We start from the raw sequence: 12,372 nt of genomic DNA on the forward strand, positions 1-12,372 counted from the left end.
AATATACACCTTGAATAAGCCTGTTTTTACGTCAGACTTTATGGTATACTAACATATTATAGTTAGCTACATCTAACGTTTTGAAAGCTTTTGGCTTTTAGCTATACTTTTTGGCTTCTATCATAATCAAAATAAGGAGGGGGGAGAATTTTGAATAAAGGATATCGGAGTTTTATCGAACATACAGATAGCAAGCTTTCAAAAGCCAACTCTTTTATGAACCCTTGCTTCAATACATATCAGTTCTCATCGGAATTAGGTAAGGGATATACATCTATATATGAACTGGGATCTTATGCAAGTATTTGCATTGCGGAACATTCATATATTCGCGATTTTGAATATGCTGTGATATCGGACGATTCTATCTCTATCCAACAATACGATTCCATTGATTCGGAGCATAGCTATCCCAAGGGTGATGTTTATTCCGGGATGCAGTATATTGACTATACTCCTGATAATGAAGTGTATAGATATGTTATTAAAAAAGATATTCCCGCAAAGCTTATCGGTATACAGCTTATGCCGGAATATTACGATGTGTACTTAAAAAGAGAATTTGGTATAAACAGCGTCAATCTTAAAGAAGATCTGAAAGTATTCCCGCATGGTATTTCCATTCCTGAAATATCATCTGTTTTTAACCAGATTCGTAATTTTAAAGGTAATGAATACAGTTCAAAGTTATTTTTCAAAAGCAAAATTGATGAATTAGCCGCCATCATTATTCAAAAGGCAGATATATTTCGAGGTTTAAACGCAGGTGTTTCCGTTGCGGATCGAAATGCTATTATAGAAATTATGGCGTATTTGAATCAAAATTTATCAAAGAATTTTTCACTGACGGAATTGTCCGCAGATGCCTATATGAGCATTTCAAAATTCAAGTATGTATTTAAGACAGTTGTCGGTCAATCTCTTTCAGAATACATGACGCAAAAAAGAATGGAACATGCCTGTGAAATGTTATCATATAGTAATTTATATATTGCAGAGATTGCCCATCTCGTTGGATATAAAAATGCCGGAAGTTTTTCTTTTCAATTTAAAAAATATATGGGAGTACTCCCAAATGATTACAGACTGAGCAGAACCAATCTGCATGTAAATTCCGGTTAATATACAATTGATATTGTTAGACCGTAGAAATAAAAAATCAAATACAACTTAAATAGTGTTATGAAAGAAGCGTTGCAGTTATAAAAATTGCAACGCTTTAACATTAGTTAGATTGTGTTTTCAGTATCGTCGTTTCCAAATGTGAGGTCTGCGATTTCTGACGGGTTCTTCAAGCAGTTGAACTCAATTTGCTTTCTGTATTCCGATGGAGGTATCCCGGTTTGTTTCTTAAACGAAGTGGAAAAACCGGCAGTTGTATCAAAGCCTACTTTCTTTGCGAGTTCCTCTATGGATAAATCAGAATCAGCCAATAAATGAGACGCATAGTCGGCTTTTTTTGACAGGATGTATTTGGTGACGGTGCACCCTGTAAATTGCCTGAACAAATTTTTTAGCTTTGTTGTGCTCATATTCGCTACTCTGGAAAGCTCCGCCAGTTTTATGGTGCGTGAAAAATTCTCATCGATGTGCTGAATCACATGAACGATGCTCTCATAATCCGCGCTTTTTTTAGGCACTCTTCCGTTTCCCATTTCAATCACCGCCGACATCAGAGCATAAGCACCTGCTATGTAATATAGTTCCGCGGCCATTCCCTTCAGAGAGCAGGCATATATTTTCTTTAGAACATTCATAATTTCGGATGACCAATTGTGGTCACCGCCCATATTTTTCAAAATCTCGAGCGGACTCGCTTTTTGCACCGTAAAAAGAGTTTCAAGATGCATTTTATAGAACGACGGAGGATATAGAACCTCGGTATAAGCAACCCGACTTCCTTTGCGCATTAAAGTTTTGACAGGTGTACCGTTTTCCTCCAGGTAAGCGACGATTTTGCCCGGAGGAAGATGCTTTGCATATTCGAGGCGAAGCGAGATATAAAGCGAATCGTTCGGCATTGTAAGCCCGGTGTCCTTTAGAAAATAAAAATCACATTTTGTAATTATAAAATGCTCTCCATGAGGAAGGAACCAAAAATATCCCTGTGTCGTATGACCATCCCCCTGAAAGAAAGAGCCGCAGCCGAATGGATTGTTTTCATCATTTTTTACCATCCCCATGTCCTTACACATGGAGCTGATTATATTTGTCATTATGCATCACCATTTTTTCTATCAGACATTATTCTTTTGAGAAAAGACATAGACGAACGCGATCTATTGCCCAAAGGAATGAGGATATATTATACTTTCAATTAGATAAGGCTAACTAATGTGATCCTAGCACAAATATACTGCTATTTCAAGGGAGATAAACGATTTGAAACTTGATGTGCGCTATAAATTCCTTTTGCTGATACTCATCAGTATCGTGGCATTTTCCGCAAAGGATATCATATATGGAAGTATTGTCTTTATCATTGTATGTTTACTTTCTTTTCTTCTCGGACAAAGAAAAAAGACAATAAAATTCACTGCCGCTTATGTTTTGCTGCTTTTATTTATTATTTTTTCGAAGTATATGCCGGCAGTTTTGAGCAGCATGATTCTAATGATCGTTTTATGTATAAGAATGTGCATGCCGGTTATGCTCTATGGACAGACTTTTTTGAAAACAACAGCGGTCAGTGAAATGGTAACAGGCCTTTATGCTATGAAAATTCCCCGTGCATTTATCATTACCTTCGCGGTTGCCATGCGTTTTTTCCCTACTGCAAAAGAAGAAATTTCTCATGTGCGGGATGCGATGTCACTTCGCGGAATAGGATTTTCCCTGCGAAATTTAAGGCTGCGGCCGGCGCTTGTATTTGAAGGCTTCATGGCACCGCTTTTGGTTCGGGCATCTACCATTGCGGAAGAGCTCTCCGCAGCATCGATTACTCGCGGATTGGATAATCCCGCGCCAAGAACATCATTCATAAAGCTTGGCATAACATTCAAAGACACATTTTTGACTTTTATATTTGCAGCTATGCTGGTTTCTGTTCTGCTGATGAGGACAATTGTCGGGAGGTGATGAATTGATCGAATTGGAGCAGGTCAGCTTCCGCTATGCAGAAACAGAAACGAAAGCGCTGCAGAATATTTCTCTTAAAGTCGGCAGAGGTAAATGCGTGGTGCTTTCCGGCAGCTCGGGATGCGGAAAAACAACGGTCACAAGGCTTATAAACGGATTGATTCCGAGCTTTTATCCCGGAGAGCTTTCCGGAACCGTAAAAATAGACGGAGAGGATATTGCCGGGTGCAAGCCGCATGAATTGGCTATGCAAATCGGTTCTGTATTTCAAAATCCGAGAACGCAATTTTTCAACACGGATACCGACAGTGAAATTGTCTTCGGCATGGAAAATTGCGGGATTTCATATAAAGAAATGCACGATCGTTACGAGCGGACGGTAAATAATCTCAATTTGGAGAATTTGTGCGGGAGAGACATTTTTGCACTTTCAGGCGGAGAAAAACAACAAATTGCATTCGGAAGCATCTATGCACTGTCTCCCGAAATATATGTTCTGGACGAGCCCTCCGCAAATCTGGACAGGACTTCAACCTTAAGACTTCGAAATCTTCTTTTGCAGTTGAAGAACAGCGGAAAGACTTTACTGATTTCCGAACACCGGCTTTATTATCTTCGCGATGTTGCGGATCAGGTAGCATTGATTCACGAAGGCAGACTGAGCGGACTTTACGATATGAATCAGCTTGCCGCCACAGATGTGAAGGCTCTTAACAGCATGGGACTTCGCACGCTATGGGATGTTAAAATTTCGGCTTCACCTGCAAGCTGTCCCGTGAGAACTCCTGCATTGGAGATAAGAAATCTCTCGGTTGAACGAGGGAAAAAGACTGTGTTGAAAAATATCAATATTTCGGCAGATTACGGGGATATTGTCGGAGTAATCGGAGAGAACGGCATCGGTAAAACGACACTGGCGCGAACCGTCTGCGGACTGATGAAAGAAAAAACGGGGAGTATTTATTTATCGGGACAACGGAGTAATATTCGTATGAGAAAACAAAATGCTTTTCTTGTCATGCAGGATCCGAATTATCAGCTGTTCAGCGACAGCGTGATCGGAGAAACGGCACTTACCGCTTCCGGTGAAATACCGAATTCAGAAGATGTGCAAAGGATTTTATCATCTTTGGAGCTTACATGTGTCCGGGACAGACATCCGCTCTCCTTATCCGGCGGGCAAAAGCAACGTTTATGTGTGGCTCTTGCGGCTTTATCTCCTGCACGGATACTCTTTTTTGACGAACCGACGAGCGGGCTCGATTTTGAGAATATGAACCGCGTGGCAAGGATGTTAAAGGAGCTTTCCAAGACAAAAACCATTATCGTGATCTCTCACGACAATGAATTTCTGAGTCTTGCCTGTACGAAAATCATATCTTTAGCAAAATAAATTAAAAACAGAAAGTGAGGATTATTTCAAATGAATCAAAACAAAACTGCTTCCGGTACTAAACTGGGCGGCCGTGATTTTATCAATCTTGGCATTTTTACCGTTATATTTATCGTGCTTTTTATGGCGTGCATTATGGTAATGAGCATGACCATTTATACATTACCGTTCGGTGTTGCATTAGGCTCCTTCGTCGCAGCCTCTGTATATATGCTGCTTAGGACAAAAGCGCCTAAAGCCGGTGCAATCATATTGTTCGGAGCTCTGTTCGGGCTGGTTATGTTCGTGATGGGCAGCGGCTGGCCGATACTTGCAGCGGTAATTATCAGTTCAATTATCGCGGAACTGATCGTAAGGAGCGGAAATTATAAGAGTTACACCTGCGAGGTCGCAGGCTATTGTATTTTGATGCTGGGGACTGCAATCGGCTCATATATTCCGTTTCTTGTCATGAAAGATTATTATCTTAAAATTGCTGAGGGGAATAGCATCAACGGGGAATTCATGTCTCGCTTAATTAAATTTATCAGCGGTCCGTACCTCGCCTTGGCCTTAGCTGTTACAGTTGTTACAGCTATACTGGGAACGGTACTTGCTCGTGCTGTTTTCAAAAAACATCTCATTAAAGCAGGATTGCTCAAGGAGACGAAGTGATGAAAAAAAGCGGTATGTCTCATATTTTTGAACTGGCGTCAGATCACAAGGGGCTTCTTGCGGTCAGCGGCGTTCTTGCGGCTCTGGCATCAATCGCCTCCTTTGCTCCTTATGTTGCTGTTTATTACATTATTCGTGATGTCATTTCTGCTTATCCGGAATTCACGAAGCTGAATGTCGAATCGGTCTTGGGATACGGAATGATTGCGGTGATAGGCATTGCATCCGATGTGCTTTTCTTTTTCAGCTCATCGATATGTGCACACCTTGCCGCGTTCGGGACTCAATACAAACTCAAAACGATATTAACGGAACATATTGCAAAAATTCCGCTCGGTTTCCATTTTAGCATTGGAAGCGGACGGTTTCGCAAAGTGTTGAATCAGGATATTGAACAAATGGAAAACTTCATAGCTCACGTATATCCGGATATGGTTGCTGCCTTTGTTGCGCCGGTGGTGCTGCTCGCGGTTCTGTTCATCTTCGATTGGCGCTTCGGTCTTGTTGCTTTTGTCGCAGTTGCAGCGGCGTTCGGCATTCAGATGATCGCTATGGGTTCCGCTAATTCAGAGCTCATGTCAAAGCTGCAAAAGAACACGGCTGATATGACTGAGGCCACAGTTGAATATGTGAGAGGAATGCCGGTTCTTAAGGCTTTCGGGCAAACAGCACATTCTTTTAAGCAATTACGAGGTGCAATTACGGCATATACAAAGTTTATGCTGACATATACAATGAAATGGAAAATTTCGACTGCATCATTTATGACACTGATCAACAATATTTATCTTTTTCTTGTTCCTGTAGGAATTCTGGTCGGAAAAGGAACAAAGGACTACAATGACTTTTTGTTGAATTTCATTTTTTATTTATTGCTTGCACCTGCTATCGCTTCCGTGCTTCATAAATTCCTGTATGTATCATCCTCCAGCATGAGAGTTTCCGGGGGCGTTGAAAGCTTCGATGCAATAATGGTATTGCCGGAGCTGTCTGAAACGGAGCATGGGAAAAAGCCCGATGACGGAACGGTATCCTTTCAGAATGTGTCGTTTTCGTACAGCGGGGACGAAAATCTTGCTTTGTCCGATGTAAGTTTTATTGCACGAGCCGGAGAAGTTACAGCTATCGTCGGAACCTCAGGAGGCGGAAAAAGTACCATAGCCCACTTAATCCCACGGTTCTGGGATGTATCAAGCGGCAGGATATGCATAGGAAATGTGGATATCCGCGAAATGACGGAGCACGATCTGATGCGTCAGGTCAGCTTTGTTTTTCAGGATGTATATCTCTTTAATCAGAGCATTCGCGATAATATCAAAATAGGTTTTCCCGAAGCATCGGATGAAGAGGTTATAGAAGCGGCAAAAGCGGCCTGCTGCGATGAATTTATCGCAAAATTTCCGGGCGGATATGATACGGTGCTCGGAGAAGGCGGGATTCATCTGTCAGGCGGCGAGGCTCAGCGTATATCCATTGCCCGTGCGATAATTCGCAATACTCCCGTTTTGGTTCTGGATGAGGCGACGGCTTTTGCGGATCCGGAAAATGAGAGACTTATACAAACGGCTTTGCGCAGACTCATGGAGGGAAGGACAGTTATCATCATTGCCCACAGGCTTGGAACCATAAAGGATGCCGATAACATTTTGGTGATGGATAAGGGAAAGCTCGCTGAAAGCGGAACGCATCCTTATCTCCTGCAAACAGGCGGGGTATATTCAGATATGTGGATGAGATACACGCAATCCCTTGAATGGGGCATTGGAAAGGAAAAGGTTATTTCATGAGAATGTTTAGAAATTATTTGCTGCTGGATAAAAGTGCGGAAAAAGGACTGCGAAATGCAGCAATCGCCTGCTTTTTTACAAGCCTTTCACTGATGCTTCCTTTCATGATTACAATCGAGCTTTTCATAGAAGTCTTGAAGCCTCTGACAGGAGAAGCTGTTTCGTGGAATAAAATTTGGATATTATTTGGGATCGGTGCGATAGCTTTTATTGTGATTTTCCTGTTTTCAAAGCACGATTATATGAAAACATATGTGTCCTCTTATCATCAATCCGAGACGACCAGACTTCGCGTAGCGGAGCAAATGAGAAAATTACCGATGAGTTTTTTTAACGCAAGAGATTTGAGTGAGTTGTCCTCTAATATTATGACGGATTGCACAAATATCGAAACGGCAACTTCCAATATTGTGCCCCAGCTTCTTGCGAATGTATCATCATCAGCGTTTGTTTTGATATGTCTCGCTTTCTTTGACTGGCGAATGGCACTATCTATATTTGCTATGCTTCCTCTTGCAGCACTCATCTTTTGGGTGAGCCGCAAGCTGCAGAACCGCTTATTTTCAAAGCACATTTCCGCAAAGCTTACAGCAGAAAAACAGTCGCAGGAATATCTCGACGGTATTAAAGTGATACGTTCCTGCAATCTCGGGGGAGAAAAATATAAAAAGCTTGACGATGCTTTTACAGAATTGCGGTCAGCGGCAATTCGCATAGAGCTTGTTTCCGGTTCAATTATGGCATTGTCATCGATGTTACTTAGATCGGGTATCGGTGTTGCGGTTTTTGCAGGCATACACCTGTTGACAGCAGGACGGATTGATTTTATTGTTATGTTGATGTTTTTACTCATTGCAACCAGAATTTACGGTCCTATTCTCACGGTGTTGACGCTATTGCCGGATATCCTGTATTTGCGGGTGTCTGCCAAGCGGCTTCGCGATTTGATGGAAAGCAAAGCGATGACCGGAGAAACAGGCACAGCGATTAAAAATACAGATCTATCCTTTTACAATGTGAGCTTTGCCTATGGAAAGGAAACTGTACTTGACGGAGTGACTTTTACGGCAAAAGCCGGACAGATCACAGCGCTCGTGGGACCTTCGGGCAGCGGCAAAAGCACCGTTTCCAAGTTAGCTGCAAGATTTTGGGATACGGATGGCGGAACGGTGAAGGTCGGAGGCGTAAATGTAAAAGAGCTTGATCCCGAATATTTAATGCGGCATTTTTCCTTCGTATTTCAGGAGGTCATTCTCTTCAACGACACGATAGAGAATAACATTCGCATCGGAAAGCCGGATGCCGACGAGGAAGCAATCAAAGCAGCGGCAAAAGCTGCCTGCTGTGACGAGTTTATTGAAAAATTGCCGGATGGTTATAAAACCATGCTCGGTGAAAACGGGGCGACGCTTTCGGGCGGAGAAAGACAGCGTATTTCAATAGCCAGAGCCTTGCTTAAAGATGCACCTGTTGTAATACTCGATGAAGCGACAGCGTCTCTTGATCCGGAGAATGAGGTATTTGTTCAACAGGCTATTAATCAGCTCGTAGCTCATAAAACCGTCTTAGTTATCGCACACAGGCTGCGGACAGTTCTCCATGCGGACAATATTGTAGTATTGGAACAGGGAAAGGTTGTGGAAGAAGGGAAAAGTGAGGAGCTGATTGCGAACGGCGGACTCTTTTCGAAACTGTACCATACTCAGCAAAATAATTGTGAGTGGAAATTTTGATAATGAATTGAGAGGCGGTCAGAAACTTCTATATGGAAGCAGCTATTTTAAAATCACATTGATTAGGAGAAGATTTTATGGTATATCAAAATCATCGTTTCACTCTTGTGGCCTGTGCGCTGCTCAAAAATCAAACGTAATATGTAACCCTGTAATGTTCCTATGTCTTCTTGAAGACATATCTGTATTATTATGCGTCCCGTCGGAACGAATTCGATGGGACGTTTTTGTTTGGATCAAAAACACTACTCTTTATCATTGGTTTCTTACGTTATTTTATAAGGGCTTTCTGTGCCTGCCAAAACTTTTTTCTAAAAATATTCGTTTTTCTTTGGCAGTTTTCCTCTCTGCGTTGTTGAGGGTTTGCGAAGGGGAATTTCTACCCGCTTTCGCGGCTGCGAAAGGAGGTGAATCCCATGAATGAACCTGAACGGATCGAATGGCAGATACGCTGCGCATTCAACGGCTTCTGCAAGCGGACATTGAAAAACGAAAGCATCAATGCCCATAAGGAACTTCGGAAGCGGCAGGCACACGAAATTAACTCTTCCGACCTGACACCGAAAGAGGAAAACCAGCTTTATACCTGTGAAGATTTCTTTGCAGAAAATAAAGAAGAACAAACTTTTTTTGCAGGCGGAAGAAAATCCTACTGCAAATTGGGTGAAATCTTCCTCGCAACTTTGATGCAATAGCCTATGCGCAGATGTGCGTGAAATGGCTTAAAACAAGGGCTTCCGGCAGATTCGGTCAGTCTGCTGGAAGCCCTGCTTTTGTTTTTTCAAAGGGAAGCATCCGATTGCCTGAACCCGATGCACCCGTCATAAAGGGAAAATAAAAATGTGTGAGGGAAAATAAAAAAGGTTTTCGCATTAGCGTTTTTTACTGCTTAAGTACCTTAATTATAGCATTAGCAATTTCTAAGGCATCAGCTTCAGTGTTATCCGATCCGAAGGTGATTCGTATGGTGCCTTCTGCGTATTCTTCAGGAATGTGAATCGCTTGGATTACATGCGAGACCTGTGTATTTACGGAATCACATGCCGAACCTGTAGATATACAGATTCCCATCAGGTCAAGACGATGAAGAAGCATTTCACCATCTGCCGCATGGAAAGAAAGACTAACGTTTCCAGGCAAGAGGTATTCTGAACCATTGCGAATAAAATCAAGATTGCTTTTGTGTAGTCCGCTGAGGAGTGCAATTTCAAGTGATTGAAGCTTACCTGCGGATTCATTTATCCTATCGGTATTAAGCCTTAGAGCTTCTGCCATTCCAACAATGGCCGCGATATTTTCTGTTCCGGCACGAAGCCCTTTTTCCTGAGAGCCGCCATCTGCATAGGAATGGATATGAACACCTTTACGGATGTATAAAAATCCTATGCCCTTAGGACCATTAAATTTATGTGCTGAAGAAGAGAGTAAATCGATGCCATCCTCATGAACATTGATCGGGACATGACCAACAGCCTGAACAGCATCAGTATGGAAAAGTGCTCCATGCGCATGAGAAATTTCGGCAAGTTCAGCAACTGGCTCAATTGTCCCGATTTCATTGTTTCCATACATTACAGAGACAAACCCTGTTTTATCTGAGATTGTTTTCTCCAGCGTTTCAGGACGAACAACGCCGTATGTATCCACGGGAAGATAGTGTACAGGAATACCAAGTTCCTGAACTGTGTGGCACGAATTCAGTATGGCATGGTGCTCAATTTCAGATGTTATCACTTCATTCTTGCTATAGGGCATAAAAAGGGCGGATTTTACTGCCCAGTTATCGCTTTCTGTACCGCCGGAGGTGAAGTAAATTTCATCAGGTAATGCGCCAATGCAATCTGCTATCGTTTTCCGGGCAGATTGCAGAGCTTTCTTGGCGATTCTTGAAAAGGAATACGGCTGTGAAGCGTTTCCATACTGCTCAAGGAGATAAGGCTTCATGGCGTCAAAAGCCTGCTCACATAATTTAGTTGTGGCGGCATTATCTGCATAAATCATAAAGTCATCTCCTTATTCGAAGAGGATGCAGCCCTCATCCTTAAATTCTTCTATTTTGTCAAGCAGTTCCTCAGTAGTAACCTCAAGTTGTTCTGCCAGGCAGTCTAAGCAATAAAATTTATACGTTTTCTTTCCAAACAACTTTTTTGAAAGACCTATTTCATTTTTACTAAGTGGTGTTTTACCACATACATAACAGCTTAATTCATTCCTATTCATCATAGTCGGTGCATACCCCAAAAGCAGGTATGTCCTTTCCTTTGTATTCATCATCCAATATTCCGAGCTGATATTTTATGATATCTCTCATTTTACGGGCTCTATCTAAGCAATATCTGCGGAACTCATATGATTTTATGTCTCCGGGCTTACGCACATTTGGAAACAGCAATTTAAGGTATGCTGTAGATATACGCTTAACAGCTTCAGTATCCCTTGTATCCGCTCCGTCAGGAACGATAACAAGTTCATCCACTATGGCCCGATAACTCATGTCGTCTCTTAATTCATGCATAATGGAACAGAAATATTCCGAATTAAGACACCAACCCGATGCTTTTAGATCATCATTCATTCTTGGTATATTCCAACCTTTTATAAAGCCATGAAATCTGTCAATGAGGGCTGATTCATGAAACACCTTCGGGAGTTCTTCGAACATGTTACTGAATCCGTCATCATCCATCACTGCTTTGCTTATGTTGCCACAGAGGATCATACCGGCATATGCAGTTCCTTCATGATTTCCAACAGTATATACGCCTGATTCCAGATACCCTTTTAATGCCGCTCTCATTTCGTCAACATCTGTAAAGGATATAGTTTGAACTTCATCAAGAGTAATGAAATCATATCCTGCGACGAGCCCCTCCATGTGTCTGTTCTGGTCATAGAACATCTTTGCTCTGCTCATCGTTCCACCACTGGACAACCATCCGTATCTACTTACTCTGCCGAATAAATAGGATTTTCCGGTACCCTTAGGTGCAAGTTCAATCAGGTTTAAGCGTTTCTCTATAAATGGCAGAAGACGAGTAAGCATTGTTAGCTTCTTCTCTTCATCCCCTCCGTAACCGTCGGCGTTGTAGTCGACCGCTCCCAAAAGAATGTCAATCCATTCTTCTGTTGTAAATTCCTTACGGGCCTCTTTATAAAATTCGAGATCAATCTTATATGGGCAAAATGAGTTAAAAGAAAGCAGTTTGATTTTTCCTTTTTTGCCAGCTGTTGATCTGTCTTTGTTCTTGCTAAAATTAAATGACCATTCGTGCTCATACTCGTCAGGAGACTGATATCCGAGTTCTACCATACCCCATGTTTCATATTCATTTACAAGATCCCTCTTGCAATCGTTCCATACTTCATCGTCAATTAAAGTATCTTTATATGAAAGACCAAAATCTGGAAGAGCAAACGATACAAGCCCGGTTTTTATATCGATATCAATAGATATTTTAGCAAGGAAGCGGACATTCACATGTTCTTTGACTATTCTGTTTTTAATAGAGTTCCAGTCTTCCTTCTTTGGAAGATAAGTATGTACAAATTTAGATACTCTATCTACATCAAAAACCCCATTCTCATCTTCAAATTTACGGAGAATCCAGTCCCGCATAAAGGAAGGGAGGCTGAGGGCAGAAAAAACATTGCTCTGTTTTTTTAGGTCTTTGTAAACGACCATTTCATCAAAGCAGTTTCTCAGTTTTTCTTCAGTCTGCGTCACGTT

General features: G+C 41.8%; 10 protein-coding genes. 7 read left to right on the plus strand and 3 right to left on the minus strand.

All coding sequences use genetic code 11. From position 1 onward, the window contains the following. Nucleotides 1–150 precede the first annotated feature (150 nt). Nucleotides 151–1,122, plus strand: coding sequence for a helix-turn-helix domain-containing protein (locus V3C63_RS03495; RefSeq protein WP_329886436.1), 972 nt, complete (start codon nt 151–153; stop codon nt 1,120–1,122). Nucleotides 1,123–1,229: 107 nt separating this feature from the next. Here V3C63_RS03495 and V3C63_RS03500 read toward each other — a convergent pair whose 3' ends face one another. Further along, nucleotides 1,230–2,177, minus strand: coding sequence for a helix-turn-helix domain-containing protein (locus tag V3C63_RS03500; RefSeq protein WP_329886437.1), 948 nt, complete (start codon nt 2,175–2,177; stop codon nt 1,230–1,232). A 205-nt stretch (nt 2,178–2,382) separates the two neighbouring features. On the opposite strand from V3C63_RS03500, the gene V3C63_RS03505 reads away from it, so the two are divergent. From V3C63_RS03505 to V3C63_RS03530, 6 genes are all read left to right on the plus strand, one after another. Further along, a complete protein-coding gene (locus V3C63_RS03505) occupies nt 2,383–3,078 on the plus strand; it encodes an energy-coupling factor transporter transmembrane component T (RefSeq protein ID WP_329886438.1) in 696 nt (231 codons plus the stop codon). A 4-nt stretch (nt 3,079–3,082) separates the two neighbouring features. Continuing rightward, on the plus strand, nt 3,083–4,471 hold the full coding sequence (locus V3C63_RS03510; RefSeq protein ID WP_329886439.1) for an ABC transporter ATP-binding protein: 1,389 nt from the start codon (nt 3,083–3,085) through the stop codon (nt 4,469–4,471). A gap of 30 nt (nt 4,472–4,501) precedes the next feature. Beyond that, nucleotides 4,502–5,125, plus strand: coding sequence for an MptD family putative ECF transporter S component (locus V3C63_RS03515; RefSeq protein ID WP_329886440.1), 624 nt, complete (start codon nt 4,502–4,504; stop codon nt 5,123–5,125). Then, entirely contained in the window at nt 5,125–6,912 is a 1,788-nt protein-coding gene (locus tag V3C63_RS03520) for an ABC transporter ATP-binding protein (RefSeq protein WP_329886441.1), read from the plus strand. The genes V3C63_RS03515 and V3C63_RS03520 overlap by 1 nt, the downstream gene beginning before the upstream one ends. Beyond that, a complete protein-coding gene (locus V3C63_RS03525) occupies nt 6,909–8,645 on the plus strand; it encodes an ABC transporter ATP-binding protein (RefSeq protein ID WP_329886442.1) in 1,737 nt (578 codons plus the stop codon). Before V3C63_RS03520 ends, V3C63_RS03525 begins: the two co-directional genes overlap by 4 nt. A 416-nt stretch (nt 8,646–9,061) precedes the next feature. Beyond that, a complete protein-coding gene (locus V3C63_RS03530) occupies nt 9,062–9,340 on the plus strand; it encodes a hypothetical protein (RefSeq protein WP_329886443.1) in 279 nt (92 codons plus the stop codon). A gap of 187 nt (nt 9,341–9,527) precedes the next feature. Here V3C63_RS03530 and V3C63_RS03535 read toward each other — a convergent pair whose 3' ends face one another. Both V3C63_RS03535 and brxL read right to left on the minus strand, forming a co-directional pair. Then, nucleotides 9,528–10,646, minus strand: a complete 1,119-nt coding sequence (locus V3C63_RS03535; RefSeq protein WP_329886445.1) for a cysteine desulfurase family protein — start codon at nt 10,644–10,646, stop codon at nt 9,528–9,530. A gap of 211 nt (nt 10,647–10,857) precedes the next feature. Then, nucleotides 10,858–12,369 (minus strand): BREX system Lon protease-like protein BrxL, encoded by a 1,512-nt coding sequence (gene brxL, locus V3C63_RS03540; protein WP_329886446.1) that lies wholly within the window; start codon nt 12,367–12,369, stop codon nt 10,858–10,860. Nucleotides 12,370–12,372: the final 3 nt, after the last annotated feature.

Origin of the sequence: Pseudoramibacter faecis (assembly GCF_036289405.1) — a bacterium.
Lineage (GTDB): Bacteria > Bacillota > Clostridia > Eubacteriales > Eubacteriaceae > Pseudoramibacter > Pseudoramibacter faecis.

What these genes read in the sequence shown, in the direction of transcription:
- V3C63_RS03500 (WP_329886437.1), bottom strand. Translation starts at nt 2,177, where the DNA reads ATGGTAAAAAATGATGAAAACAATCCATTCGGCTGCGGCTCTTTCTTT.
- V3C63_RS03515 (WP_329886440.1), top strand. Translation starts at nt 4,502, where the DNA reads ATGAATCAAAACAAAACTGCTTCCGGTACTAAACTGGGCGGCCGTGAT.
- V3C63_RS03525 (WP_329886442.1), top strand. Translation starts at nt 6,909, where the DNA reads ATGAGAATGTTTAGAAATTATTTGCTGCTGGATAAAAGTGCGGAAAAA.
- V3C63_RS03535 (WP_329886445.1), bottom strand. Translation starts at nt 10,646, where the DNA reads ATGATTTATGCAGATAATGCCGCCACAACTAAATTATGTGAGCAGGCT.
- V3C63_RS03520 (WP_329886441.1), top strand. Translation starts at nt 5,125, where the DNA reads ATGAAAAAAAGCGGTATGTCTCATATTTTTGAACTGGCGTCAGATCAC.
- V3C63_RS03530 (WP_329886443.1), top strand. Translation starts at nt 9,062, where the DNA reads ATGAATGAACCTGAACGGATCGAATGGCAGATACGCTGCGCATTCAAC.